The following is a 26,247-nucleotide window of genomic DNA, read 5'->3' as shown; positions in this document are numbered from 1 at the left end:
CGCCAGGCGGCGCGCAGCGTGGATCCAGGGGACCGGTGCGCACGACGCGGGAGCCGGAGAGAGTCGGAGGAGAGGTGGCAGACATGGACGCGGATGTCTCCCGGCCACGGGTCGTGGTCGGTGTCGACGGCTCGCCGTCCTCGTACGACGCCCTGCGCTGGGCGCTGCGGTACGCCCGCCTGACGGGCGGGCTCGTGGAGGCGGTCGCCGTGTGGGAGCAGCCCGGCCTCTACGGCTGGTCGGCGCCCGCCGTCGACCTCGACGTCGACGAGGACGAGGCCCGCGACCGCATGCGGCGGGAGCTGACCGACGTGCTCGGTGCACAGGCGGCCGCTTCGGTCCGCTCCCGCCTGGTGCACGGCAACGCTTCCGACGTCCTGCTGCGGGCCGCGGAGGGTGCCGAGGTGCTGGTGGTCGGCAGCAGGGGGCGGGGCGGCTTCACCCGCGCTCTGCTCGGCTCCGTCAGCCGGCACGTCTCCCAGCACGCGCCCTGCCCGGTCGTGATCGTGCGCCCCGAAGGCGGGTGAGGCTTCGGCTACTGGAAGGCCGCGTGGATCTCCTGCTCGGTGGCCTCGTGCGAGACGAGCAGCAGTTCGTCACCCGGCCGCAGCCGTACCTCCGGGACCGGGACGGTGGGCCGTCCCTCCCGCACCACGGTCGCCACCACGGTGCCCGCGGGCAGAGCGATCTCGCCCAGCGTGTGTCCCGCCGCCCTGGACTCCGCGGTGATCGCGGTCTCGATGACCTCGACGCCCGCCCTGCCCAGCCGCAGCAGCGCAACGGTGTCGATGGCACCGGTGGCCTCCTCGATGAGCGACACCAGCGGGGTGGCGGCGGGCACCGCGACGTCCACACCCCAGCGCCGGTCGAAGAGCCAGGCGTTCTCCGCGTCGTTGACCCGGGCCGCCACCCGCGCCACGCCGAACCTCCGTTTGGCGAGCAGGCCGATGACCAGGTTGTCCTCGTCGCGGCCGGTGGCGGCGATGAGGACGTCGGAGGTCCGGGTGCCCGCGCGCTCCAGCAGACCTGGCTCGGAGGCGTCACCCGCGACCAGCCGCACCCGCGGCAGTCCGTCGAGTTCCGCCAGCCGCTCGTCGTCGCGCTCGACGAGGGTGACGTCGTGGTGCGCGGCGGCCAGCACCCGGGCGATCTGGGCGCCCAGGCGGCCCGCTCCGGCGATCAGGACCTTCATGTTCCCAGCTCCTTGTCGAGGAATCCGCGCAGCCTGCCGAGCGCGGTCGCCGCGACCGCGAAGGTGACCAGGTCACCGGGTTCGGCCGGCAGCCCGTGCGCGGGCAGCAGCGAGCGGCCGGCCCGCGTGATCTCCACGACCCGGATCTCACCGTCGACGTCGAACGCGCCGAGCGGGCGTCCCGCGAGGTAGTCCGGGATCTCCGAGCGGACCAGCAGCGTCTCGCCGTTGCCGAAGACGAGTTCCGGAGTGAGGTGGCGGTGCAGCAGCATCTGGTGGACGCGGCTGACGGCCCAGCGGACGCTGGAGACGGCCGGGATGCCCAGCTCCTGGTAGATGCCGGCACGGCGCGGGTCGTGGATGCGGGCGAGGACGATCGGGACCCGGTAGGTCTCCTTCGCCGTCCGCGCGCTGACGAGGTTCGTGTTGTCGGCGGAGGTGAGCGCGACGAAGGCGTCCGCACCGTCGACCCCGGCCGCCTCCAGCACGGGACGGCCGAATCCACTGCCGACGTGGAAGGCGCCGGGGAAGCCCGCGGGCAGCAGCCGTCGAGCCGTCGGCCTCCTGTCCACCAGCCGTACGTCGTGTCCCTCCGTGGCGAGCTGCGCGGCCAGGGTGGCGCCCATCCGGCCGCAGCCCACGATGACCACTCTCATGGTGTTCCTCCGTTCCCGGCCGCCGTACGGCGGCGGAGCACCCGCTTGCGGGCCTCCTCCGCCGCCAGCAGCACCACACCGAAGGCGGTCAGCACCGCCCAGTCGGCGGCGGTCAGCGGGGCGGTGCCGAAGACCGCCTGCAACGGCGGCGCGTAACTGATGGCGGCCATCAGCGCGATACCGAAGCCGCCCGCGGCCAGCAGCCAGGGGTTGCTCAGCAACCCGGCCCTGAACACGCTCTGCCGGTCGGTGCGCACCGCCAGTGCGTTGAAGAACTGGCTGACCACGATGCCCGCCTGGACCATGGTGATCGCCTCCCGGTAGACGGGGGTCTCCTTGGTGAAGTCCGCGTAGGGGATGCCCGAGGCGTGGATGTGCCAGAAGAAGACGGCGCACACCCCGAGCGCCTGGATGCCGCCCAGGAAGAGGATGCGGCCCACGACGGACGCGGAGAACAGGCGTTCCTGCCGGGGCCTGGGCGGGCTGTCCATCACGTCGGGTTCCGCCGGCTCGGCCCCCAGCGCCAGTGCCGGCAGCACGTCCGAGCCCAGGTCGATGGCGAGCACCTGGACGGCGGTGATCGGTACCAGCGGGAAGCCGGCGAAGGTGGCCGCGAGGATCGGTACGAGTTCGGCGATGTTGTGGCTGAACAGGTAGACCAGGAACTTGCGGATGTTGCGGTAGACCGAGCGGCCCAGCCCCACCGCGGTGGTGATGGAGGCGAAGGAGTCGTCCAGCAGCACCATCACCGCGGCCTCCCGGGCCACGTCGGTGCCGGAGGCGCCCATGGCCACCCCGATGTCGGCGTGCTTGAGCGCGGGGGCGTCGTTGGCGCCGTCCCCGGTGACTGCGACCACCTCGCCCCGCCGCTGGAACGCCGTGACCACCCTCATCTTGTGCTCGGGGCTGACCCGGCACAGCAGCAGCTCGGCCGAGCCCGCCAGCAGGGAGTCCAGTGCGTCCTCGTCCAGTTCGTCCAGCCGCGCGCCGGTGACCACGGTCGGATCCGGCCCGCCGACGATCCCGACACGGCGGGCGACGGCCTCCGCGGTCAGCGGATGGTCGCCGGTGACCATGACGATCCGTATCCCGGCCCGCCGGCACGCTTCCACCGCGTCCCGTACCTCCGGCCGCGGCGGGTCGTACATCCCGGCCAGCCCGAGCAGCGTCAGCTCCGACTCCACGTCACCGATCGGCGGGCGCGGCCCGCGCACCCGCCGCGTGGCCACCGCCAGCACCCGCAGCCCCTGCCCGGCCATGCCGTCCGCGGCCGCCGCCACCTCGGCGCGGCCGGCGTCGGTCAGCGCGACGGGCGCCCCGCCCGTGTCGACGGCGGTGCAGCGCGCCAGCAGTTCGAGCGGCGCGCCCTTGACGTACGCGACGTACGAGCCGTCCACGGCGCGGTGCACCGTGCTCATCAGCTTGCGCACGGAGTCGAAGGGGTACTCCGCGACCCGGGGCGTGCGGTCCTCCTCCGCCGCCGGCTCCAGGCCCGCCTTCCGGGCGGCCACCACCAGGGCGCCCTCCGTGGTGTCGCCCAGCACCCGCCACCCGTCCCGCCCGGCCGGCTCCACCAGCCGGGCGTTGCCGCACAGCGCCGCCGCCCGCAGCAGCTCCCGCACCGGCGGCGCCTCGGCGACCTCTCCGTCGGGCGCGTACCCGACACCGGTCACGGCGTGCGCCACCCCGCGCGCCCACAGCCGTACGACGGTCATCTCGGCCTGGGTGAGGGTGCCCGTCTTGTCGGTGCACACCACACTGGTCGAGCCCAGCGCCTCCACCGCCAGCAGCTGCTTGACCAGGGCGTGCCGGCGGGCCATGCGGCGCACGCCGATCGCCAGGGACACCGACAGCGTGGCCGGCAGTCCCTCCGGGACCAGCGCGACCATCACGCCCAGCGCGAAGACGAACGTGTCCACGAACGGCTGCCCGCTGGGCACCCGCAGCGCGAACACCACGGCCCCCGTGGCCAGCGCGGCACCGGCCACCCGCCGTGCCATGGCGGCGACCTGACGCTGCAAGGGCGTCCGCTGCCGGGGCGCCGCCGCCGTGAGCCGGAAGATCCGCCCGAACTCGGTGGACGCCCCGGTGGCGAACACCACGGCCTCCGCGGTTCCCGCCACCAGGTCGGTGCCCATGAACACGCAGTTGCGCGCCTCCAGCACCGTGCCCGACGGCACCGGTTCGGCGACCCGGGCGACGGCGTCGCTCTCCCCGGTGAGGGCCGCGTTGTTGACGGCGGCCTCCTGCGCCCGGACCAGCCGGCAGTCGGCGGGCACCGCGTCCCCGGCCTCCAGGACCACCACGTCCCCAGGCACCAGGTCCCGCGCGGGCACCTCCCCCGGCTCCCCGTCCCGCAGCACCCGGCAGGTGTGCGGCACCATTGCCTGAAGCGACTCGGCGGTGCGCTCGGCCGAGTACTCCTGGGCGAAGCCGATGCCCGCGTTGAGCAGCACCACGCCCAGGATCGCCACGGCCAGCTGGAGGGTGGCGGTGTCCCGGGGCTGTCCCAGCAGATAGGCGAGGAAGGTGATCGCCGAGGCGACCAGCAGCACGACGGCGAACAGGTCGGTGAACTGGGCGAGCAGCCGCCTCCAGAGCCGGCCGTGGGCCGCCGCGGGCAGCTCGTTGGCGCCGAACCGGACCTGCCGCGCGGCGGCCTCGGCGGGGGTGAGGCCTCGTGGGGTGCTCTCCAGCGCGGCGAAGACGTCCGCGGCCGGCACGGACAGCGGGGCGGGGCCGCTTCCCGGGGCCCTTGGCCGTACGATCGCGGGTCCTCCGGGAGCCGCACGGGAGGCGTCGTGCTCGCGCACGGCGGGTGTCGCCGGAGCCTGATCAGAGCGCATCCGGGGCTCCGCCCGTGACCTCGGGTCCGGACGGTTCCTGGAGCACGGTCCGGGCGACCGGCCCCAGCAGGTCTGCCAGCCGGCGGAAGACGTCGAGGAACAGGTCGTCGAGCGTCAGTACGCCCACCACCCGGCCCAGTTCCAGGACCGGCAGCCGGCGCACCCCGGTGCGGCGGAACGCCCGGTAGGCCGCCTGGAGGTCGTCACCCGCGTCGACGGTGACCACCCGGCCCGACGACATCACCGCGGACACCTCCGCGTCCCGGGCCAGGCCGCCGCCCAGGCCGCGCAGGACGATGTCGCGGTCGGTGACGATGCCCAGCAGCATCCCCTCGTCGTCGACGACGAGGACCGATCCCACGGAGGCCTCGCCCATCCGCCGGGCCGCCTCCACCAGCGGTGTGCCCGGGGCGACCGTCACCGGCGGCGCGGTCATCGCCTCGCAGACCCTCATACGGTGACTCCTCACAACGGAAGAACGGAAGAACGGAACAGCAGAACGCGGCGCACGGTCCGTGGCGGGCGCGCCGCCGCTCAGGCGACGTCGAGCACCTCGGAGACCGGACGCCGCGGGCTGGGGTGCCCCTGCGGGCCGTAGCCGAGCCGGATCACCATCTGCACGTGCGCCATGCCGGACCTCGGGTCGCGGGTGACCCACCGCAGCTCCGGCCACTCCAGGGACTGGGAGGCCATCGACGCGACCAGCCCGGCCACCGTCACCTCCAGCAGGACCCGCTCCAGCGCCTGCCCCGCGCACAGCCAGTCCGCGGGCCCGTCGCGTTCCGTCCCCAACAGGGCGATCTGCGGATTCCTCTCGAACACGGCCCAGCCGCGTCCGGGTACCGCACGCCCGGCGGCGAAGTCGCGCACCGGGGTCGCCGGGCCGTACCTGCCGGGGCCGAACGCCTCGGCGGGGATGCCGTCCGAGGCCTGCCCGGGCCCAGGCGGCCCGGTCCGCGTCCAGTGGGCCGTCTCGGCGAGCCGGCCGGGGTCGAGAGACGCGCGGCCCTCGGCGTCCTGCGCCAGCTCCAGCACCTCCCGCACGTGCCAGGCGCCGGGGAAGACCAGCTGCGCGCCCTCGGCGCCCGCGGCCTCGTACAGGCGGTCCTTCAGCCCGGCCGGTACCGGCCGCTCGCTGTAGGGCCTGCGACTCGAGTGCCGCAGCCGGATCGCCGGGTGCAGGGCGGCGAGGGCGGTGTCGGGGGGTTCGGCGGCGCCCAGGCCGACCTCGGCCAGCAGCGTCGGATCGGCCGGGTCCGGCAGCAGCCGTACGACCGGGGTCCGTCCGGCCGCGGCGGCGGCCACCCGCAGGTTGAACAGGGCGGCACCGCAGCCCATGTGCAGGCCGCGGGCGTCCGGATCGGTGTGCGGCAGCGCCCGCGAGACGTCCGCGTACAGGCGCAGCACGCCCGCGCCGGACAGGTGAGCGAACCTCCAGGGCTGGGCGTTGTGCAGTGACGGCGCCGCCGTGGCGTCGGCCACCAGCGCCGTGAGCATGTTCGCGCCCATGTCTTGAGCGGTCACGGTGACTCCCTTCGCCGGGCCCCGCCTCCAGCCTGGACGATCACCGCTCCGCTCGGGCAGGGGCCGCATGGACCCGGCGAGGGGCCGGGTGGACCCACGGCCGCGGCGGCTCAGCGCGCGGCCGACGGAACGGCGAGGACGGGGCAGCGCGCGTGGTGCAGCACGCCCTGGCCGACCGAGCCCAGCAGCATGCCGGTGAACCCGCCGCGCCCACGGGTGCCGACGACCAGCCCCAGCGCGTGGGCCGAGGCGTCGGTGAGCACCTGCACGGGATGGCCGACCACCAGTTCGTGACGCAGGTCCACCTCCGGGTAGCGGGCCTTGCGGCCGGCCACGATCTCGGAGAGCAGCCGGCGCGCCTCCTGCTGCGGTGCGTACTCGTCGAAGACCCGCATCGGCCCGGTCTGCCACACGTACAGGGCCCGCAGTCCGGCGCCGTGCAGCGCCGCCTCCTCGAAGGCAAGGTCGACGGCGGCGGAGCAGTGCTCGCTGCCGTCGACACCGACCACGAAGTACGCGGGGTCCTGGGTGATGTGCTCCGGTTCGGGCACGACGACCACGGGACAGCGCGCATGGGCCATGACCGGCACGGCCACCGAGGCGGAGCCGAACACCTCCTGGGCCCGGCTCAGATGCCGTGAGCCCAGCACGACGGCCGCGGCCCCGCGGCTCTGCTCGCGCAGCACCCACACCGGGTCGCCCTCGGCGAGCAGGCTGTCCGCCTCGACGTCCGGGTGCCGGGCCGTGACGAATTCCGTGGCCTCGTCGAGCAGCCGCCGTCCGGCCGTGTGCAGTGCCGCGTTCCACTCCTCCCACGACGGCGGGACCTCCCGCCCGCGGTAACCGCGCGTCGGCACGCCCTCGGCGTGCACCAGGCGCAGCGGCAGCCCGCGGCGGGCGGCCTCGTCGGCCGCCCAGGCGAGCGCCGTCCGCAGGCCGGGGTCCGGGGCCACGCCCACCACGAGATGCCTGCGCTCAGCCGCGCCGCTCATGGCCGCCTCCGCTCGCGGGATGCCGTACGCAGGTGTCAGCGCCGGGGAAACAGAGGGTCACCCGTCGGGGTCCGGACGGTGCACCCCCACGACCGCAGACCCGGGCGGGCGGAGAACAGCAGGCCTGCTCGGGGCGGACTGCCGGGTCCGGCCCCCTGTGCGGTGCGGGAGCGGTCATCGTCCTCGCCTCCTTCGCGGCGGCGCGGCGGGCTGCGGCCGCCGATTCCATGGAAACCCCGCTCCGCCCGGGGTGCCAGTGCCGTTGGTCCCCGTACCGGACCTGTCGGCCCCGGCCCCGGCGGAGCCGGCCGGGGCTTGCACCGGTCCGTCCGGCCCCGGCCCGAGGCCGGACGGCCCCTGCGCAGGGCGGCGGGACGCGGCCAGGCTCGGAGCCCGACCAGGCTCGGGAGGGAGTGCGATGGCGGACATCGAGGCGCTGTCGGCCGACGCGGTGGGGCCCGGCACGTGCCGGCCGGGGCGGGGATGCCGACGGAGTACGCGGGCGACGAGTCGCCGGCCGTCGTACGGCGGCGGCCCGCCTGCCTGGTCCGGCCCGCCGCGACCGCGGAGGTGGCGGATGTGCTCAGGACCGCCGGCGAGGCCCTGATCCCGGTGACCGCCTGCGGCTCGTACACCCCGGGCGCCGGCCAGGCCTGCCGTGACCTGCCGGGCCTGTCCCGGCCCGGCCCGGACTTCACCGCACTCGCCCGGGGCCCGGGGTGTCGGCCTCCCGCGCCACCGCCGAGGAGTTCACCGCAGCGCTCGCCGAACCCGGACCCCACCTCGTCGAGGCCCGTGGTCCCGCGCGCTTCACCCCGCCCCGCGCCTGATGACGGCTCTCGGTGTCCGCTATGGGGTCCGAGGGCTACCGTGGAGAAGAGGCGATCCGACGTCTCCTCTCCGACGCACCGACGGGGTCAGGAGGAGTGTGGTGACCGGCGCCGAGAGTCCCCGCGTAACCCTGCCGCACCTGCAGCTCGACGAACTGCTGGAAGAGTTGCAGGCCCGGCTCGACACCGCCCGCGGCATCCGCGACCGCTCGCGCAGCCTGCTGGAGTCGGTGCTGCTGCTCGGCCGGGAGCTGGACCCGGAGCACGCCCTGCGCACCGTCGTGCGCGCGGCTTCCGCACTCGTGGACGCGCAGTACGCCGCCTTCGGGGTCATCGGCCCCGACGGCAGGACGCTCTCGGCCTTCCACACCTTCGGCGCCACCGAGGCGCAGACCGCCGCGATCGGCCACCTCCCGGAGGGCCACGGCATCCTCGGCGAGCTGATCCGCGACCCCCGGCCGCTGCGGCTGGCCAGACTCGGCGACCATCCGGCCTCCTGCGGCTTCCCTCCGCACCACCCGCCGATGAACAGCTTCCTGGGAGTCCCGATCCGGGTCCGCGGCCAGGTCTTCGGCACCCTCTACCTCACTGGGAAACGGGGCGGAGCCGCGTTCGACGAGCAGGACGAGGCGGTGGTGGCGACACTGGCCGTGGCCGCGGGCATGGCCATCGACAACGCCCGGCTGTACGCGCGCTCGCAACTGCGGGAACGCTGGCTGAGGGCGAACGCCGAGATCACCCACAGCCTCATGTCCGGCAGCCCGCGTGCCGAGGCGCTCGGCCTCATCGCCGAACGGTGCCGCGAGATCACCCGCTCGGCGCTGGCTGCGGTCGCGCTGCCGATGCCCGAGGCCAAGGCCCTCACCGTGGAGATCGCCGTCGGACTCGACGCCGACGACCACCGCGGGCTGGTGCTGCCCCTGCACGAGAGCCTGATGGGGCTGGCCTACAGCGCCGCCGCCCCGGTCACCAGCGACGACGTCGTCCACGACCCCCGCATCTCACCGGAACCTCCGCGTTTCAGGGGACTCGGCCCTGCCGTCGCCGTCCCCGTCGGCACGCCCGGAGGCGGCACCCGGGGCGTGGTCCTGCTGGCCCGTGAGACCGGCGACACCGCGTTCTCGCGACCGGAGACCGAGCTGCTGCAGGGATTCGCCGCGCAGGCGGCCCTGGCGATGGAACTGGCCGACCACCGGCAGGAAGCCGAACGCGTCGCGCTGCTCCGCGACCACGACCGGATCGCCCGCGACCTGCACGACCTGGCCATCCAGCGCCTGTTCGCCACCGGGATGACATTGCAGAGCACGGAACGCTCCATCGGGCACCCGGCCGCCGCGGACCGGGTCGGCCGGGCCGTCGCCGACCTCGACGAGACCATAAAGATCATCAGGTCGGCCATCTTCGGCCTGCGGACGCACGAGGGCGCGGGCTGCGGGCACGGGCGGTGGAGGCGGTGGGTGAGGCCGTTCCCACGCTCGGCTTCACACCGAGCCTGCGGATCGAGGGCCTGCTGGACACCGGCGTGCCGCGCGAGACCGCCGACCAGGTCCTGGCGGTGCTCTCCGACGCCCTCGCGGGTGTCGCCCGGCACGCCGGCGCCGGCCGCGCGCGGGTGGCGCTCACGACGGACGGCCGCGAGGTGGTCCTCGCGGTCACGGACGACGGGACGGCCCCTTCGGACGGAGAGCGCGACGGCGGCCCGCGCACCCTCGCCGAGCGCGCGCGACGGCTCGGCGGCCGGCTGACGGTGTTCCGTCCCGAGGGCGGCGGAACCGCGCTGGAACTGCGGATCCCGCTGCCCCCGGCGCAGCCGTCCGGAGGCCGGGCCGAAGACCCGCCGCCCGTTCCGTCCGGTCCCCGCACGGGCCACTCGGCCCAAGCCCCGAACGGCTTTCCCGGTGCAGGCTGAAGAGGTCCGGCAACGGCATCGGAACAGCTGGAGGGCGCCATGGACGGCACCCCGACCGTGAACGACGTGATGACCCGCACGGTCGTCGCCCTGCGTGGGGGCGCGTCCTTCAAGGACATCGTGCGGACCATGCGGGACTGGCACGTCAGCGCCCTGCCCGTGCTGGACTCCCACGGGCACGTCATCGGTGTCGTCTCGGAGGCGGACCTGCTGCCCAAGGAGGCACAGCGCGAGGGCCCGGAGGAACCGCGGGACCGGACACGGCACCCGGCCGACGCCCGCAAGGCGGAGGCGGTGACCGCCGACGAGCTGATGACCGCCCCCGCCGTCACCGTGCCGCCCGGCGCCACGCTCGGCCACGCAGCCCGGCTCATGGCGCGCCGGGGAGTGAAGCGGCTGCCGGTCGTCGGCCACGACGGCGCGATCGAGGGCATCGTCAGCCGCTCCGACCTCCTGAAGATCTTCCTGCGCGACGACGAGGACATCGCCGAGGACGTACGGCGGACCGTGTCCGGGCACCTCTTCGGCACCTACCCGGCGCCCGTGCGTGTCGAGGTGCGGGCCGGGGTCGTCACGCTCACCGGGCGGGTCGAGGACACGGTGCTCGTCCCGCTCGCCACGCTGCTGGCCCGGTCCGTACCGGGAGTCGTCGACGTCCACTGCGCCCTGACCGGCCGACGCCGTCGGCCGGGTACCGCCGCCGGGCCGCCGGAGCCGGGGCCGAGCGGTTGTGCCTGACGGGGAGGGGCGTACCGGACCTGTTCGGCCTCAGCCGTCGCTCATCGCGACGAAGTCCCCGTGCCAGCCGTGGTACCAGACCTGGCCGGTGGCCGCGTTGACCGACAGCATCCCGGTGATCCTGCCCCCGTCGAGGAGGTGCAGGGTGTAGTAGCCGGGAAACGCGTCGGCCCTGCCCGGCGTCCAGCCCGCGCGGTGACCGTCCAGCCAGTCGCGGGCGATCGTACGGGCCTCGGTGGCCGAGACACGGTTCGCGCCGTCGGCGAAGCGGTGCATGCCGTACTGGGTGTTCCACATCATCGCCGGGCCGTACTCCAGCCGGACGGCCCCGTCGTGGGGGTCGACCAGAACCTCGGTGGCGCCCCGGCCGGAGGCGGTGTTCAGCTCGGCGTAGAAGTTGCGCGAGAACTCCATGACCTCGCCCACACGCAGACCGAGCAGATCGGCGAAGTCCTGGGCCCGGACCCGGGCCGCCGCGAGCGAGGTCACCCGGTGCCCGTTGCCAGCGAGCCCGCAGAGACCGCCGCCCATCATGGCCGGGCCCGTCCAGGCACCATCGAGGTCACCGCGGTCGCGCATCATGCCCCGGTCCGAGGGACCGTGGCCCCCGCATCCGCCGTACCAGGAGGAACGCCCGCCGGAGAGGCCGTAGGCGCTGTGGGAACCACCCGGAACACCCGTGCCCCCGGTGTCCCGCGCCACGGCCCACAGGCCCGTGCCCGCGGCGGCCACCGCGACGGCGGCTGCCGCCACGGCCACCGCCGTGCGTCGCCCTCTGTTCCTGCCCATCGTTCTCACCGCCGTTCGGTCCGCGGCCCCGGCGGGCACGGCACACCGTTCACCGCGCCCGCCGTGACGCCCCGCTAGCCGTCGGCCGGTGTGATCCGCCGGCCGGTCAGTCTCGTCGGCCGGATCGACACCCACATCTCGCGCCGACCGCCCGCCCACGGTGTGGTGTGCGCGGCGCGTTCGAGCCTGCGCACCGTCTCCGGCTCCGTCACCACGGTCGCGGGTCCGACGGCCAGCACACTCCAGCCCCGGCTCAGCGCCTCGTCGACGTGGTCCACCTCGAAGGCGACCTCCGTCTCCGCGGCCGTCGCGGCCATCGACCGGGGTGCGGTCCGGAAGACGATGGCGTCGTCGACCACGTCGTAGTTCAGCGGAATCACCGCAGGGTGCCCGTCAGGAGCCGTGACGGCGAGTCGTCCCACGCCGTGGGTGGACAGCAGCCTGCGGCACTCCTGCGGGCCGAGGTCCCGCAGCCGGGGGTGCAGCAGCGCGCGGCCCTGACCGGGCGGCAGCTCCAGCCCTCCGCCGCGCAGCGCGGCGGAGGTGGTGCCCAGCGCGTCGCCCAGCCTGATGAGGGCCGCCGGAGTCGGCGTGCCGGGCCTTTCCTCCAGGTACGCCAGGTACTCGGGGGACATCCCGGCCCGGCGGGCCGTCTCCTGCCGGCTCAGTCCGAGCCTGCGGCGTTCGACGGCCACGCGCCGGCCGATGTCGCCCGGGCCCTGCGCGCCGCCGGCCGGAGCTGTCACGGATGCGGGCACCGCACCGGCCGCACCGGCCGGAGGCGAGCCCAAATGCTGGACGTGCGCGTCGGGGCCGGGGAACACGAGCGTCACGTCGTCCGTGTCCGACCAGCGCACGTCATAGGGGGGTGTGCCGTCCTCGTGGTGGAGTCCGACGATCTCACCGTCGCGTCTGGTGACGCCGGTCGCCTGACTTTCCACGACGAGCCGGTCGCCGAGGTGAGCTCGCATGACCGCTGCTCCTCTCCGCTGTTCCAGAGCCTTGCCGCCCGGCCTGCCCAGGGCGCGGGCCGGTCCGCAGGTGCAACCCGGCTACATGGCCCAGCCGGCGCTCTGCGGAGCGCTCGCCCGGGGGCCGGCCACACCCTCGACGTCGTTCCGGGCGATGACCAGCAACTGGTGGCCGAGATCCTCCATGGCCCTGCTCGCGGCCAGTTCGTCGCCGATCTCCGGCACGTTCGCGTCGGCGGGGTTGCGGTGCGCGGTACCCCGGCCGACGAGTTCCGTGGTGCCGGTGTCCAGCGACACCTGCGCCTTCGTCGTCCCGTCCTCGTCCTCGAAGAGGTGCAGACGGACCTTCCACTGCTCTGTGTGCGCCATCGTTCTCTCCTCGTCTCCGCGCGACCGTGGTGCCTCGGCCCGCGGTGACCGCGCCGGCCCGTCCGCCGCGCCGCGCGGGGCATGTGACACGGCACCGCAGTGCTGTGTCACATGCCACCCATGGGTGTGGGCGGCTGGCCGGGGAGCCGACCGTCAGGCCTCCGCCTCCGGTGGGCCGCGTTCCGGTCCCCTTCTCTCACTCCTCACTCTCGGACGGCGCCGGCCCCCGGGCACAGGGCCGAACGGCCCTCCCGGACCGGCGTCGGACCCGGAACGCCCTTGCGGCCGAGGCGCTGCGCCGCGACCGAAAGGTTTTCCAGGGCCCGGCCCTCATGTCCGTGTCAGCCGAACAGAGCGCGCACCCGGACCGTCTCGACACGCCGCCAGGTACCGTCCGGCAGCAGGAGCAGGTCCTCGCCGGTCGTCACCCCGGCGGAGAGACGCACGGAACCAAAGGCCGGACGCCTGACCCTGAGGTGCGCGGCCCTGCGAGGCGGCAACCTGGCGCCGCAGCGGGCGGGCTTGCCACGTGGCTCGACTCGCGTACGTCCGTTCATGGCCCCTCCGTCCGAGGCTTCGGTGTCCGCACACCCCAGCCTCGCCCCTTCGCCGGACCGGCCGGATGGGGCCGAACGGCACCCAGGGGGACCGTGGGTCCCGTGTCCAACGGCCTTGAGAGGTTACTGAGAAGTTCCTGTGCGACGCTGGCGCGCCTTCGCAGCCCACCGCTTCCCGGCCAACTCCTCCAAGGACCCGTTGATGACCCTGATAAACGGCTTGCCCGCACACATCCTGCTGGTGCACCTCGTCGTGGTGCTCGTCCCCCTGACGGCGCTGGCGCTCGTGGCCGCGGCGGTCTCCGGGCGGGCCGCCCGACGCATGGGCGCGGTGCTGCCGCTGCTGGCGCTGGTCACGCTGGTCAGCGTGCCGCTCACCACGCAGGCGGGTGAGTGGCTGGAGCGACGCGTCACGGACAACGCCCTGGTGCGGCGGCACACCGAACTCGGCGACGGCCTGCTGCCGTGGGCCGCGGGCCTGTTCGTTCTGGCGGCCCTGATCTGGTGGGCCGGCCGCCCCGCCACTCGAACGGATCCCGCCCCGGCGCCCGCGAGCGGCTCCTTCTGGACTGCCGTGCCGGTGCGCGTGGCAGCGGTGGTCCTCTCACTCGCGGTGGCGGTCGGCGCCGTCGTGGACGTCTACCGCATCGGAGACTCCGGTGCGAAGGCGGCATGGCACGACGGCTTCTCCCGAACGGCCTCCGGCGGCGACACGGATCACTGACGTAGTCCCACGGGGATGTCTGGGCGCACCGGCCTTCCCATCAGGCCCCCGCCGGTGAAGCCCCCGGGGACACGTCCCCGTCCGGCCCTGTCGCACCCCGCGTCCCATGCGAGGCGGGGGCCGCGCGGGGGCCGTCAGATCAGCCGGCCTGCTTCACCACGTGCAGGGAGCCGTCGAGCGTGCCTTCCTGCTGTTCGTAGTGGGAGAGTGCGAGGCCGAGGGCCATGAAGGTCGGTGCCCACTCGCCGACGAAGATGCCCCATCGGTCGGCACGCTCGAGGCCGGCCTGCTCGGCCTTGAGACTGGTGAGCCAGGACGCGAAGCTGAGGCCGATGGACGCGATCCCGGCGAGGTAGGCGTGTTCGCTGCGGATGCCCATGTCGTGCATGGTCTTGATCACCACGAGGCTCTCCGTTCTCTTGCGGATTCCTTTGAGGTACCACCCACACTTCGCTCCGTTCGTTGCTTTCGGATGCGATGACGGCGCGCTTTCGTGCATCCCGCAGTGACGTCCGGTCGGAATACGTGATGCCGTGAACCGGATTTCCTGTGCGCTCTCCTTCCGTGTGGAGGAGCCATTATGCGCGCGCGGCTGAGGTGTTCGAACGAGGGCGTATGTTCGCCGGGTCGTATGGGCGGTGGGAGTCTGTGTGGAGAGCGTGCACATTTGAATGCGTGTGGGCCTGGGGCGGTGCCAGGCGTGGTGAGGGCACTCGGTCAGTGGTTGGCCGTCCAAAATTGACGGTGCCTGGGCGGACGGGCTCGGGATCGCTCTACGAGAATCAAGGAAAAGCTCTCCTGCAGGGCGATTTTTAGTGGTTGGAACGGTACTCGGTCGTGAGGGACGCAACGGAAGCCACCCACATTTGGACTGTGCCGTCGTCACTGCCGGAGGCGAGGAGGGCGCCGTCTGGTGAGAACGCCACTCCGGAGACCGCGCCTTGGTGGCCTGTGAGGGGTTCGCCGACCTGTTGGCGCGTGGTGGGATTCCACAGGCGCACCATGCCATCGAGGCTGCCGGAGGCAAGGAGAGTGCCGTCTGGCGAGAACGTCACACTCGAGACCGCGCCCTGATGACCTGTCAGGATTTCACCGGTGGGCGGATGAACGGTGAGATCCCATAGCCGTACCTTGCGATCAAGGCCACCGGTAGCCAGGAGAGTGCCGCCTGGAGAGAACGTCACCCCGGTGGTCCCGCCTTGGTGGCCTGTGAGGGGTTCGCCGGTCTGTTGGTGGGTGGTGAGATTCCACAGCCGCGCTGTTCCGTCGCGGCTGCCGGTGGCGAGGAGGGTGCCGTCGGGTGAGAACGCCACGGCAAAGACCTGCCCCTGGTGGCCTGTGAGGGGTTCGCCGGTCTGTTGGTGGGTGGTGAGATTCCACAGCCGGACGGTGCCGTCGTGGCCGCCGGTGGCGAGGAGGGTGCCGTCGGGTGAGAACGCCACGGCAAAGACAAGGACCTGGTGGCCCGTGAGGAGAGCGCCGGTCTGTTGGTGGGTGCGGGGATCCCACAGCCGGACCGTGCCATCGTGGCCGCCGGTGGCGAGGAGGGTGCCGTCGGGTGAGAACGCCACCGCGAAAATCTGGCCCCAGTGGTCAGTGAGAAGCTCACCAACCTGTTGAGGGGCGGTCAGATCCCACAGCCGCACTTTGCCGTCGTCACTGCCGGAGGCGAGGAGGGCGCCGTCGGGCGAGAACACCACCGGATCCACAGGTGCCCCTGCTGTGATGGTAGGTAGAGGGATGGGGCAGCTCTTTTGGAGAAGGCGAGCCAATGCCCGCATGGCCAAGGGTTTCCTCGGTTGTTCTGACTGGTTTCGCTCGTGCAGCGGCGCCGTCTCGTCGTGGCTGCCGGCGGCGAGGAGGGTGCTGTCGGACGCGGTGGGCTTTGTCTTGACGTGGTTGGAGATGCCGGCGGGCGGGAGCGACGCAGCCTCAGCTACTGGCGTCGAGGCCGGTGCGAGAAGCGCCGCGGGGCGTGTGCGCTGGCGTGGAGGGCGGGCGTTGGTGAGCGTCTGCCAACTGTCGTGCCAGGGGTCGAGCTGAGGGTCGCCGTAGGCGGGAGGGGCGCAGTCCTTGCCGAAGCGGTCCCAGGACATGAGGGTGCGTACGAGGCACAGCAGTCTGTCCAGACTGGCATATCCGCCATTGAAAATTCCGCTGAGTACGGCAAGAGAAGGGGGAGTCGTCTCGTTGTCGAACAGATTCCGGGCCCGTTTGTTGATGTCGCGTAAGGAGGGGTTTCCCACGCGGACTCTTAGCTCCGTGAGCTTTCTGGCCTGCTCTCGAAGGAGTTCCTCGTATCTGCCTGTCGCGTCCGGCGACTCCATCGCTACTCCCCGTGCCGTATTTGTGACAGGTCAGCCTAGAGAGGGCCGGACTCTCCCCGCTGAACTTCACGGAACATTCCTGAACATCTCAGAACGCCAGTAGGCGTTCCGAGGGAGACGGCTGCTGTCCGGCGTCATAGGTGTGCTGTTCGAGGTTCTCCAGGGTTGTTCCGTCTGGCCTGGTCAGAGCCTTGGGTGGTGCAGATTCGAGATATGACCACACCGGAGAACCACCAGCCGTTCTTGTCTCTCCACACCGCCGTCGTCCTGCTGATCGCGTTCGTCATCGGCGTCGTCCTGGGAGCCCTGACCGCCTTCAGTGGCGCTCCTGCGGCCGCTGCCGCCGCTGCTGGCATCACCAGCGCCGGCGGCAGCATCCCAGCCCTGCGCAGTCTCATCCGGTAGCCAGGTCGCATCGGAAACGGCTGGTACAGGATGCTCCGGTATGAGGGCAGGAGGATGCGACGATCGGCGTCGCATCCGAGATCAGCACCCGAGGGGTTCGGCAGTCTTCTGCTGTTCCCTACCCGGAACGGCCGTGCTGCCGAGTTCCTCAGGATGGCCGCCGGCCGAGTCCGGGAACGGACGGGGCAAACAGGTCAGACCGTCCTGACACCCAAGAGCTGGCCCCGGGACCGGCCGAGGACGCCTGCCCCGTCCGGTCGCCTTCACGGCAGACCGGGGTAGGGGGTGTTCTCGTGCCGGGGCCTGCGGCTGGGCTGTCCGTCCAGCACCTGCAGGCCGACCCCCGTCGAATGTCTCTGGACGACGTGCTTACGAGCAGCCGGCGGTGGAACCCCTTTGATCTTGCTGCAGAGACCTCATCAGCAGCAGAGCCGTAGGGCCGACAGCCGCGCCGCCCTACGCGCCGGCCGAGCTCGCTGGGTTCAGGCGCTGCGGTTAGCGGTTGCCATCAGCCGCCAGGTTTGCCGAACTCCCCGCTCACGTCCGGTCCGCGAGCCCCTCCTGGGGGCTACTCCTGTGTGCCAGGGGTGGGCGTCGGCGAGGACCTGGCGGCGATGCCTCCCGCGACGCCGGCGGCCGCGATCGTCACCAGTGCCGCGAGCATCAGGGCGGCCGCTTCGCCGGGCTTGAGCACGTGCAGTTGGGAGCCGAGTGTCGCGGCTGCCACGGGTACGCCCAACTGAGCCGCGGAGAGTACCGCGAGCGAGGTCGGCTGGCGGGTCAGCCGCATCGTGGCGTGCACCGCGACCGCGGCGGTTCCGAGCAGTAGCCCGAGCAGGATGAACGAGGGATGCCGGCCCAGTTGGCTCAGTTCGAGCGAGGCGCCCAGCCACAGGAAGAACAACGGGCCGAAGAACCCCTCCGTCACCGCGAAGAGCTGGCGGGCCAGTCGCCGCGGTTCCCCGATGGCCGCGACCACCAGTCCCAGACTGAACCCCGCGAGCATGATCGAGACATGCGTGCGCACCGCGACCGCGGCCAGGGCGAAGGCGATCGCCAGACTGATGCGCAGTTCGAGGGCCCACTTGCGGTCCTGGGAGAGCCGGTGCAGGCGCCGCCGTCCTCCGGTCCGCTCGAAATGACGCAGGATCACGAAACAGACGGCCGCGCAGCCGGTCACGGCCAGCGCGCCCAGCGCCGCGCGGCCGGCCCGCTGCGCGTCGATGACCAGGGGCAGCGCCACGATGCAGGCGGTGTCCGAGAGGGCCACCTGTGGCAGCAGTTCCAGCACCGCCGTGCCCGTCAGCCGTGACGAGTCGATCACCGGCAGGATCAGCGCGGCCGACGAGGAGGCCAGCAGCACCGCGTACAGGGCGGCATGCCCGGTACCGAACAGCGCGGCGACACCGAGTCCGGCCGGCGCCGCCAGCACGGCGACGAGCAGGGTACGAAGGGCACCGACCCGCAGTCCCGAACGCAGGCCGGGATCCCGGACCGGGACGTGCGACCCGGCCACGAACATCACCAGAGCGAAGCCGATGTCCGCCAGGAACGCGAACGTGCCGTCACCGGGCCGGAGATAGCCGACCACGCTGGGGCCCAGCAGCACCCCCGCTGCCAGCTCCCCCACGACGACGGGCATCCGCCAACGCCGCGGCGACGCAAGGAGCGGGCCCAGCAGCGCCGCCGCCGAGATCACCGTCAACGTCGCGAAATCCACGCCGTACCTCTGCCCGTCCGTACGGCGGACCCCGGACGGCCTGCCGTGTCCGGCCAGTATCGCTGCCGGCCCCACGACGAACGGCTCCGGGCGAACGGACCCACGCCGAGTCGGTGACCAGCCGGAGCGGGCCGGCACCTGGGAGCCCACGGCCGTGCGCCGGGACGTCTTCAATCGTCCAGCAGCGGTGCCTTGCTCGTGCCGTGAAAGGTCTCCGGGATCTTCCGGGCGGCATCGACGACGGCAGCCAGGTCCGCGAGTTCCTGGGTCAGCCGCCAGAACAGGTCGTCGAAGGAGACCATGCCGATGAGACGGCTCTCGGCCACCACCGGAAGATGACGGACCTGTGCCGCACGCATTTTCATGACGGCGACCGCGACGGTCGTGTCCGCCTCCACGGTGGCGGGCGCCGCAGACATGATCGCTTCCACCGATGTGAGGGTCGGCAGTCCGCGGGCCATCGCCCGTACCACCAGGTCCCGGTCGGTCACGATTCCGGTCACCGCGTCGCCGTTCACCACGGGCAGGGCGCCCACGCCGGCCTCCGCCATGCGGCGTGCCGCGTCCAGGAGCGACTCCGTCGCGAGCACCGTGGCCGGCGGCGCGTTCATGACGTGCTGGATCAGCAAGACCTGGTCCCTGCCCTCTCCCTCTGCCCAGGCGTGCGAGGCCCGTTCGGATCCCGTGCGGGCCGTGCGCCCTCCGGGACCTATCCGGCGGGTGGACGAGCGGCCCAGGCGACGGCGTCGTCGAGTGCGTCGTACGCGAATCGCCGTACTTCGGCCTGGACGACGTGACGCGCGAGGCGGGGCGCCAGTTCGGCGAACCTGGCATCGGCGGCCAGTGCCACCCTGCCGACCTCGCGATGGTGGTCGCGGACGAAACGCACATGCCGCAGCAGGCTGCCGACGTTCTCCCAACCAGGGAAACCGCGTACGTGCAGCACGACACCGGACAGCGCGTCGTGGGTTTCGAGCCAGCCGTCGACGGTCTGCGCCAGCGCGTCGAAGTCCTGCGCACGCAAAGGCGCTTCGACCTCGACCACGACGACTCCGGCCTCGGACAGGAGCCGGTGGGCGATACCGGGACCTTCCGGCAGTGAGACCAGCCACCTCAACGCCTCCCCACGGTCACGGATGGCGAACACGCGCACAGGACAGGGCATCAGGAAACGCGCGAGCCGGGTCGACTCCCGGATCCACCGGATGTCGGTGACCACGGCGCATCCCTCGAAGAGCCGCATGGAGCCGAGCCCGACCTTGAGGTCCTCCCACCCGGCGGCCGGCGTGAACGACCGGAACTCCGTACCGCACTCCCACAGCAGCCGGATACGACGGCCTCTCCTGCGCGCCTCGTCGATGAGCGGCTCGACCACTGTCCTGTAGTCGTCCCTCGACACCGTGCCGACCGCGGTGATCGCGTCGACCCCCGAGGGCACGTCCTGGGCTGTGCGAAGCATGCGGTTCTCCCTTCGCAGGGGGGGGACTCATGTCCTTGTTCTCCCGGGAAGTCCGCAATCTCATCATGGCAACTCCGGCGGGTGTCCGCGAGCGCGCGCCCGGCCGTCCGCAGTCCGACCGGGCCCTGCACCGGGCCCGCCCCGTCTCCGCGTGCGGTGGGAAGGGTGCCGGTGTGATCCTCGGAATGGGGCGTCCGATTCCAGCTTCGTACGAGACGGAGGCCGTCGCCATGCGATCCGTAGTCACCGTGGGACTCGACGGTTCGCCCGAGAGTCTTGCCGCTGCCCGGTGGGCCGCCGACGAGGCCGAGAAGCGCAAGCTCCCCCTGCGCCTGCTGCACGCGTGGCCGCTGCTGGCACCGGAACCGGCCCGCGTCCCCGCGGAGGCCGACCAGAACTACTGGGCGAAGCGCCTCGTCCACACCGCGCGGGCGGAGCTCCGAGAACGCCACCCGGGCCTGTCCGTCGTCGGCAGCCTGGTCGCCGACGACGCTCAGAGCGCTCTGCTCCAGGCGGCGCGCGAGTCCGAGATGACCGTGCTCGGATCCCGGGGGCTGGAGCCCGTCCAGAGCTACTTTTTGGGCGACGTCAGCATGCCGGTCGTGGCACGGGCCGAACGGCCGGTGGTGCTGGTCCGCGCCGAGAACCGGGACCAGGGACCGCCCGCAGCCGTCCCGGGCCGGGTGGTCGTCGCCCTGAAGCTGCACGGCCCCTGCGACGACCTCCTCGACTTCGCCTTCCACTCCGCCGCGGCCAGGGGAGTCCCTCTGCTGGCCCTGCACGGCCGCAGTGTCCCGCTCCACGCCCGCCTGCCCTGGGGAGTCGACCACGACATCGCCGAGGAGATGAGAAGGGATGTCCAGAAGCAGCTGAGCGTGACGCTCCGCCCCTGGCGTGAGAAGTACCCGCGGGTGGAGGTGGCCGACGGCATCGGTCTCGAAAGCCCGGCCAAGGCTGTCGTAGAGGCCGCCGAGGGCGCCGCGCTGCTTGTCGTCGGCCGGCGCGAACACCGTGCGGGCCCGGCACCGCACCTGGGTCCGGTGGCGCAGGCCGCCATCCATCACGCGCGCTGCCCCGTCGCGGTCGTTCCCCATGACTGAGCAGGTGCCCCGTGGGGAAACGGCGAGTCCGGCGCCGCGACCGGACGGTTCCCGGCACGACGGCGAGCCGCCGTCGCGCGCGGAGGTCTGCGAGACCCACACCGCGATCGTGTTCTTCGCCGGCGACCGCGCCTACAAGCTCAAGAAGCCGGTGGACCTGGGGTTCCTGGACTACTCCGGCGTCGAGGACCGCCGCGCCGCGTGCGAGCGCGAAGTCGACCTGAACCGCCGCTTCGCCCCGGACGTCTACCTGGGCCTGGGAGAGTTCCGCGGCCCCGACGCCACCGTCTGCGAACCACTCGTGGTGATGCACCGCATGCCGGCGGACCGCCGCCTCTCCCACCTGGTCCGGCAGCGGGCCGCCGTCGACGACGATCTGCGGGCCGTCGCCCGGCAGCTCGCCGCGTGGCACGCGGCGGCACCCCGTGGCCCGGACATCGACGAACAAGGGACACGCGACGCGTTGTCATCACGCTGGGAGGCCGGTTTCGCGCAGGTCCGCGCCTTGACCGACGACGGTCTCGGGTTCGACGAGGTGCCGGAGGTCGAGCGGTTGGTGCGCCGTTATCTCACCGGCCGTGAGCGGTTGTTCGACGCCCGTATCGCCCAGGGGCGGGTGGTCGACGGGCATGGAGACCTGCTCGCCGAGGACGTCTTCTGTCTGGACGACGGTCCCCGGATCCTCGACTGCCTGGAGTTCGACGACCGTCTCCGCCATCTCGACGGACTCGACGACGCCGCCTTCCTCGCCATGGACCTGGAACGACTCGGCGTCCCGAAGACCGCGGCGTTCTTCCTCGCCCGGTACCGCGAGTACTCCGCAGACCCGGCGCCCTCTTCGCTGTGGCACCACTACGTGGCCTACCGCGCCTTCGTCCGCGCCAAGGTCTCGGTGATCCAGGCCCGCCAGGGCACGGCCGGTGCGGAGACAACGGCGCGACGGCTGGTCTCGACAGCGCTGGGGCACCTGCGCGTCTCAGCCGTCGGCCTGACCCTCGTCGGCGGACCGCCGGGCAGCGGCAAGTCCACTCTCGCCGGGCTCCTGGCCGACCGGCTGGGCGGCACCCTGCTCAGCAGCGACCGCGTCCGCAAGGAGCTGGCGGGCATCCCCGCCGACCGGCCGGCGGCGGCCGGTTACGGTGAGGGCCTGTACACACCGGAGTGGACTGCCAGGACCTACGCCACCCTGCTCGACCGCGCAGCGGCCCTGCTGTCCCTGGGTGAGTCCGTCGTGCTGGACGCCACCTGGTCCGACCCGGGACAGCGCCGGACCGCCCTGGGCCTGGCCGAGCGCACCAGCGCCGACCTCGTGGCCCTGCACTGCCGTGTTCCCGGCGACGTGGCGGCGGCCCGCCTGAGCACGCGCGCTCCCGGCCCGTCCGACGCCGACCCCGCCGTGGCGGCGGTGATGGCGGCGGCGGAACCGCCGTGGCCCCAGGCCGTGGAGGTCGACACCGGCGGGCCGCCGGAGTCCGCGGTCGCCCGTGCGCTGGCCGCCGTACGCCCGTGGGGGACGGGAGCCCCCTGCGCCTGACGGGGACCGGGCGGGTTGTCGGAAGCCTGTCGGCGGCGTCGGTGGTCTGTCGGTGGTCTGTCGGCGGCGGCCGCGATCTTCGAGGAGTGCTGCTCCTCATGAGCACGCCCCGAGAACCCCGAGAACCTCGAGAACCCCGAGAGCAAGGAGCCCCCATCGTGTCCTCCGCATCCAAGAGCCGGCCGTGGGACGTCCACCGACTGCCCTCCGCAGAGGGCATGACGTTCCTGGTCACCGGAGGCAATGCCGGAATCGGCTACTTCGTGGCGGAGCAGCTGGCCGCCACCGGCGCCACCGTCGTGCTCGGCAGCCGGGACGCCACGAAGGCCGCCGCCGCCATGGCCTCCATCCGCTCACGTGTCCGCGACGCGCGCGTGCGTCACCTGCCGCTGGATCTGGCCGAACCGTCGTCCCTGTCGTCCGCCGCGGAGAGGCTGGACCTCGGCCGTCTCGATGCGGTGGTCCACAACGCGGGCGTCGCGCTCGACGATCCACCGCGCCGGGAGACCGGGGACGGGCACGAGCTGATGTTCGGTACCAACCACCTCGGCCACTTCGCGCTCACCCGGTCGCTGGCCCCTCTGCTGTGCGCGGCCCCGGCGGGCCGCGTCGTGACGGTGGGGAGTTTCGCGGCAGGGTCCGAGCGTCTGGACCTCGACGATCTGCAGTCCAGGTGCGACTACCGGCCCAAGCGCAGCTACGGCCGGTCGAAACTGGCGCAGATGTGCTTCGGCTTCGAACTCGACCGCCGCCTGCGCGCCCTCGGCAGCACGGTGCTCAGTGTGGTGGCCCACCCCGGCGGCGCACTGGACTCCCTCACCCCGTCCCGCCCGCCGGTCCGTACGACAACCCCTGGCGAGCGGCTGCGCGCCCTGCCCGCCGGGCTCCTGCTCCAGGGCAAGGAGGCCGGGGCGTGGCCCGTCGTCCGAGCCGTCCTCGATCCGGAGGTGCGGGGAGGGCAGCTGTGGGGGCCGAGGGTCTTCGGCCTGCGCGGCGAACCAAGGCCCGAGCGCGTGCCCGCGCACATGACCGACGCGGCCGTCGCCGCCCGGCTGTGGGCCGCCAGCACGGAGCTGGTCGGCGGCGCCGACACGCACCTCGGCTTCGGCTAGGAGCGAAAACCCGGCCGGTGGTTCAGCCCTCGATCCCGATGCGATGCGATGCGATGCGATGCGGCTCGGCCGTCCGGTCCTTCGGAACCACGACCGACTGAATGCCGTCCGCGAGGGCTGCGTGGACGCTCTCGCTCTTCACCTCGGTGAGCAGCAGCGCCCGGCACTCGGCGCGCCCCGTGGCCCGGTTCCCGCGAGGAGCGGGCCCGCCTCCAGGAACTGCCGCGCCGGAGCCGTGCGGGCACCTCTCCGCGGATGCCGGCGTGACGGAGGCTCGGTGCCGTCGGCCGCCCGGGTGAGCTCGCATGATCGGTGCCCCGTCCGCAGAATGGTGCTGTACCCGATCTGTCACGCGCGCAAGGCGGGTGGCTCGGATCCGGGAGGCATCATGCACCACCGAACGGTCGAGGAGCTCATGAGCCGGCACGTCGTCCGGGCACGGCCGGACACCCCGTTCAAGGAACTGGTGAGGCTGCTGGCGGACAACGACGTCACCGCCGTGCCCGTGGTGGACGATCTGGGCCGCCCCATGGGGGTGGTGTCCGAGGCCGACCTGATGCGCAAGAGCGCCGACCAGGCCGACCCGTCGGGCAGGACCCCCGTCCCGCACCTCGAAGCCTGGGAACGGGCGAAGGCCGAGGGCGCCCGGGCCGAGGAGGTGATGTCGGCCCCCGCGGTGTGCGCGCGTCCGGAATGGAGCGTGGTGGAGGCGGCCCGCCTCATGGAGACCCAGCACGTCAAACGGCTGCCTGTGGTCGACGAGGCGGACCGGCTGCTGGGCATCGTCAGCCGTGGCGATCTGCTGCGGGTGTTCCTGCGCAGTGACGACGCCATCCGCCAGGAGATCTCCGGTGACCTGCTGCGGGGCACGTTGGGCCTCCAGCCGGCGGACGTGGTCGTGGAAGTGCGGGACGGCCGGGTCGAACTCGGCGGCACGGTGGAGTACCGGAGTCTGGTTCCGGTCGTCGAGCAGCTGTGCCGGGGCGTGGACGGCGTGGTGTCGGTCGCCGCGAGGCTTGCCTGGCGGAGGGACGACGCCCGGCCCTCTTCGGCTTCCTGAGCCGGCTGGGGGGGGGTGCCTCTATGTCCTTCGTCAAGGCTGAGTGGTCATGTGGTGGCGGCTTCGGGGCTGCGTGGTTCGTAGACGGTGCCGTCGCGGAGCATCGCGAAGAGCACGCTGATGCGGTGGCGGGCGAGGCGGAGGAGGGCCTGGGTGTGGGTCTTGCCTCGCCCCCGGCACTTGTCGTAGTAGGTGCGGGAGTCGGGATCATGCAGGGCGGCGAACGCGGAGAGGAACATGGCCCGTTTGAGCTGCCGGTTTCCGCTTCTGGGTGCGTGTTCGCCGTGGATCGAGGTCCCGGACGATTTGGTGGCGGGGGCGAGTCCGGCGTAGGAGGCGAGGTGGGCGGCGGTGGGGAAGCTGGTGCCGTCGCCGACGGTGACCAGCAGGACTGCGGCGGTCCTGACCGCGACCCCGGGCATCGAGGTCAGGACCTGGGAAAGAGGGTGGTCCTCCAGCAGGGCCTTGATCTGGGCCTCCAGAGCACGGCGTTGTTCGTGGACAGCGGCCAGGGACCGGGCCAGGGAGGGGACCACAACGTCGAGGGTGCCGGTCCCGGGAACGACGACGGTCTGTTCGTCGAGCGCGTCGAAGATCTCGTCGATCAGCCGCTGGGCCATGCGCGGGGCCTTGGGCCGGATCACTTCGACGAGTCTGCGGCGGCCGGCTTTCCGCAGGGCGGCCGGGGAGCCATAGCGTTCCAGCAGCCAGGTCACGGCGGGGTGGTCCAGGCGCGGGCCCAGGACGCGTTCCAGCGAGGGGTGGAACTGGGTGAGCAGGCCGCGTATCCGGTTGCTGGTGCGGGTGGCCTCGGCCGCCAGGTCCTGGTCGAAGCCGACCAGGACGGTCAGTTCGGCGGTGATCTCGTCGGTCAGTTCCAGGGAGCGCAGGGTGTGCGGCATGGTGCGGGCGGCGTCCGAGATCACCGCGGCGTCCTTCGCGTCGGTCTTTGCCTCCCCCGGGTAGAGGTCGGCGATCCGGCGCATCGCGAGTCCGGGCAGGTAGGCGACCTTGCAGCCGGCGTCCCGTGCGACGGTGAGCGGGAGGGCGCCGATGGAGGCCGGCTGGTCGACGATGACGAGCACAGTGCCGAACTTCGCGGCCAGCTTGTCGAAGACGGCTCGCAGTTTCGGCTCGCTGTTGGGCAGCTGCTTGTCGAAGACCTTCTTGCTGGCCGGGGTGAGTGCATGGCCGTGGTGAGCGGTCTTGCCGACGTCCAGGCCGAGGAAAACGCCCACGTCGCCGATGTCGAACATCGTGCTCCCAACTGCTTCGGTGCGGTGCTGGCCGGGGAGTCGGCGCCGTACGTGCGCATCCACGTTATGCAGACCTGCCGCCCGCAGGCGGCCGGGCGTTGCGCCAGGCCAGGCGGTAGTCGGACCTCTCATCAGCGTCTCCAACGGCACCCCTCGGGCCCGGTGACACCACCCCCC

23 protein-coding genes and 1 pseudogene are annotated in these 26,247 nt (G+C 72.6%); 9 read left to right on the top strand and 15 right to left on the bottom strand.

Annotated elements, in window-relative coordinates; genetic code table 11:
* Positions 1 to 83 precede the first annotated feature (83 nt).
* Positions 84 to 527 (top strand): universal stress protein, encoded by a 444-nt coding sequence (locus ACZ619_RS38270; protein ID WP_469609276.1) that lies wholly within the window; start codon positions 84 to 86, stop codon positions 525 to 527.
* Positions 528 to 535: 8 nt separating this feature from the next.
* Here the strand turns inward: ACZ619_RS38270 and ACZ619_RS38265 are convergent, their stop codons facing one another.
* The 6 genes from ACZ619_RS38265 to ACZ619_RS38240 form a co-directional block, all read right to left on the bottom strand.
* Positions 536 to 1,192, bottom strand: a complete 657-nt coding sequence (locus ACZ619_RS38265) for a potassium channel family protein (protein ID WP_469609274.1) — start codon at positions 1,190 to 1,192, stop codon at positions 536 to 538.
* Positions 1,189 to 1,848 carry a potassium channel family protein gene (locus ACZ619_RS38260; RefSeq protein WP_469609272.1) on the bottom strand — a complete coding sequence of 220 codons (660 nt, stop codon included), beginning with the start codon at positions 1,846 to 1,848 and terminating at the stop codon, positions 1,189 to 1,191. The genes ACZ619_RS38265 and ACZ619_RS38260 overlap by 4 nt, the downstream gene beginning before the upstream one ends.
* Positions 1,845 to 4,694 carry a cation-translocating P-type ATPase gene (locus ACZ619_RS38255; RefSeq protein ID WP_469609270.1) on the bottom strand — a complete coding sequence of 950 codons (2,850 nt, stop codon included), beginning with the start codon at positions 4,692 to 4,694 and terminating at the stop codon, positions 1,845 to 1,847. The genes ACZ619_RS38260 and ACZ619_RS38255 overlap by 4 nt, the downstream gene beginning before the upstream one ends.
* The gene (locus tag ACZ619_RS38250) at positions 4,684 to 5,148 is read right to left on the bottom strand and encodes a CBS domain-containing protein (RefSeq protein ID WP_469609267.1); all 465 of its coding nucleotides are present in this window, start codon (positions 5,146 to 5,148) and stop codon (positions 4,684 to 4,686) included. Before ACZ619_RS38250 ends, ACZ619_RS38255 begins: the two co-directional genes overlap by 11 nt.
* 80 nt (positions 5,149 to 5,228) lie before the next feature.
* Entirely contained in the window at positions 5,229 to 6,218 is a 990-nt protein-coding gene (locus ACZ619_RS38245; protein ID WP_469609265.1) for an Acg family FMN-binding oxidoreductase, read from the bottom strand.
* Between the two features lie 110 nt (positions 6,219 to 6,328).
* On the bottom strand, positions 6,329 to 7,210 hold the full coding sequence (locus tag ACZ619_RS38240; protein ID WP_469609262.1) for a universal stress protein: 882 nt from the start codon (positions 7,208 to 7,210) through the stop codon (positions 6,329 to 6,331).
* A 931-nt stretch (positions 7,211 to 8,141) separates the two neighbouring features.
* Between ACZ619_RS38240 and ACZ619_RS38235 the strand changes: the two are divergent.
* Positions 8,142 to 9,949: pseudogene (locus tag ACZ619_RS38235) on the top strand (sensor histidine kinase).
* A gap of 39 nt (positions 9,950 to 9,988) precedes the next feature.
* Positions 9,989 to 10,687 carry a CBS domain-containing protein gene (locus ACZ619_RS38230; protein ID WP_469609259.1) on the top strand — a complete coding sequence of 233 codons (699 nt, stop codon included), beginning with the start codon at positions 9,989 to 9,991 and terminating at the stop codon, positions 10,685 to 10,687.
* Between the two features lie 30 nt (positions 10,688 to 10,717).
* Here the strand turns inward: ACZ619_RS38230 and ACZ619_RS38225 are convergent, their stop codons facing one another.
* From ACZ619_RS38225 to ACZ619_RS38215, 3 genes are all read right to left on the bottom strand, one after another.
* Positions 10,718 to 11,476: a hypothetical protein gene (locus ACZ619_RS38225; RefSeq protein ID WP_469609257.1), complete on the bottom strand. Its 759-nt coding sequence runs from the start codon at positions 11,474 to 11,476 to the stop codon at positions 10,718 to 10,720.
* 74 nt (positions 11,477 to 11,550) lie between these two features.
* Complete coding sequence (locus ACZ619_RS38220; protein ID WP_469609254.1) at positions 11,551 to 12,447, bottom strand: pyridoxamine 5'-phosphate oxidase family protein; 897 nt, start codon at positions 12,445 to 12,447, stop codon at positions 11,551 to 11,553.
* 81 nt (positions 12,448 to 12,528) lie between these two features.
* Complete coding sequence (locus ACZ619_RS38215) at positions 12,529 to 12,816, bottom strand: DUF1876 domain-containing protein (protein WP_469609252.1); 288 nt, start codon at positions 12,814 to 12,816, stop codon at positions 12,529 to 12,531.
* A 759-nt stretch (positions 12,817 to 13,575) separates the two neighbouring features.
* Here ACZ619_RS38215 and ACZ619_RS38210 point away from each other — a divergent pair.
* A complete protein-coding gene (locus ACZ619_RS38210; RefSeq protein WP_469609250.1) occupies positions 13,576 to 14,097 on the top strand; it encodes a DUF2231 domain-containing protein in 522 nt (173 codons plus the stop codon).
* 139 nt (positions 14,098 to 14,236) lie between these two features.
* Here ACZ619_RS38210 and ACZ619_RS38205 read toward each other — a convergent pair whose 3' ends face one another.
* Together ACZ619_RS38205 and ACZ619_RS38200 are read right to left on the bottom strand one after the other, a co-directional pair.
* The gene (locus ACZ619_RS38205; RefSeq protein ID WP_469609311.1) at positions 14,237 to 14,497 is read right to left on the bottom strand and encodes a hypothetical protein; all 261 of its coding nucleotides are present in this window, start codon (positions 14,495 to 14,497) and stop codon (positions 14,237 to 14,239) included.
* Between the two features lie 412 nt (positions 14,498 to 14,909).
* Positions 14,910 to 16,343: a WD40 repeat domain-containing protein gene (locus tag ACZ619_RS38200; RefSeq protein ID WP_469609248.1), complete on the bottom strand. Its 1,434-nt coding sequence runs from the start codon at positions 16,341 to 16,343 to the stop codon at positions 14,910 to 14,912.
* A 294-nt stretch (positions 16,344 to 16,637) separates the two neighbouring features.
* Between ACZ619_RS38200 and ACZ619_RS38195 the strand changes: the two genes are divergently transcribed.
* Positions 16,638 to 16,829, top strand: a complete 192-nt coding sequence (locus tag ACZ619_RS38195) for a hypothetical protein (protein WP_469609246.1) — start codon at positions 16,638 to 16,640, stop codon at positions 16,827 to 16,829.
* A 568-nt stretch (positions 16,830 to 17,397) separates the two neighbouring features.
* Here the strand turns inward: ACZ619_RS38195 and ACZ619_RS38190 are convergent.
* The 3 genes from ACZ619_RS38190 to ACZ619_RS38180 form a co-directional block, all read right to left on the bottom strand.
* A complete protein-coding gene (locus ACZ619_RS38190) occupies positions 17,398 to 18,549 on the bottom strand; it encodes a cation:proton antiporter (RefSeq protein WP_469609244.1) in 1,152 nt (383 codons plus the stop codon).
* Between the two features lie 170 nt (positions 18,550 to 18,719).
* The gene (locus tag ACZ619_RS38185; protein WP_469609242.1) at positions 18,720 to 19,178 is read right to left on the bottom strand and encodes a CBS domain-containing protein; all 459 of its coding nucleotides are present in this window, start codon (positions 19,176 to 19,178) and stop codon (positions 18,720 to 18,722) included.
* 80 nt (positions 19,179 to 19,258) lie between these two features.
* On the bottom strand, positions 19,259 to 20,008 hold the full coding sequence (locus tag ACZ619_RS38180; RefSeq protein WP_469609240.1) for a SpoIIAA family protein: 750 nt from the start codon (positions 20,006 to 20,008) through the stop codon (positions 19,259 to 19,261).
* Between the two features lie 230 nt (positions 20,009 to 20,238).
* Here ACZ619_RS38180 and ACZ619_RS38175 point away from each other — a divergent pair, with 230 nt between their 5' ends.
* The 4 genes from ACZ619_RS38175 to ACZ619_RS38160 all read left to right on the top strand — a co-directional run bounded on the left by ACZ619_RS38175 (position 20,239) and on the right by ACZ619_RS38160 (position 24,814).
* The gene (locus ACZ619_RS38175; protein WP_469609238.1) at positions 20,239 to 21,108 is read left to right on the top strand and encodes a universal stress protein; all 870 of its coding nucleotides are present in this window, start codon (positions 20,239 to 20,241) and stop codon (positions 21,106 to 21,108) included.
* The gene (locus tag ACZ619_RS38170; protein ID WP_469609236.1) at positions 21,101 to 22,642 is read left to right on the top strand and encodes a bifunctional aminoglycoside phosphotransferase/ATP-binding protein; all 1,542 of its coding nucleotides are present in this window, start codon (positions 21,101 to 21,103) and stop codon (positions 22,640 to 22,642) included. The genes ACZ619_RS38175 and ACZ619_RS38170 overlap by 8 nt, the downstream gene beginning before the upstream one ends.
* A gap of 158 nt (positions 22,643 to 22,800) precedes the next feature.
* Positions 22,801 to 23,754 (top strand): SDR family NAD(P)-dependent oxidoreductase, encoded by a 954-nt coding sequence (locus tag ACZ619_RS38165; protein ID WP_469609233.1) that lies wholly within the window; start codon positions 22,801 to 22,803, stop codon positions 23,752 to 23,754.
* Positions 23,755 to 24,142: 388 nt separating this feature from the next.
* Positions 24,143 to 24,814, top strand: a complete 672-nt coding sequence (locus ACZ619_RS38160; RefSeq protein WP_469609231.1) for a CBS domain-containing protein — start codon at positions 24,143 to 24,145, stop codon at positions 24,812 to 24,814.
* Positions 24,815 to 24,861: 47 nt separating this feature from the next.
* Here ACZ619_RS38160 and ACZ619_RS38155 read toward each other — a convergent pair whose 3' ends face one another.
* Positions 24,862 to 26,070: an IS110 family RNA-guided transposase gene (locus tag ACZ619_RS38155; protein WP_469609228.1), complete on the bottom strand. Its 1,209-nt coding sequence runs from the start codon at positions 26,068 to 26,070 to the stop codon at positions 24,862 to 24,864.
* Between the last annotated feature and the right edge of the window lie 177 nt (positions 26,071 to 26,247).

Source organism: Streptomyces sp. NPDC104367 (assembly GCF_055583825.1).
The sequence above is the reverse complement of the archived record's forward strand: the minus strand, read 5'-3'. Positions and strand labels throughout refer to the sequence as shown.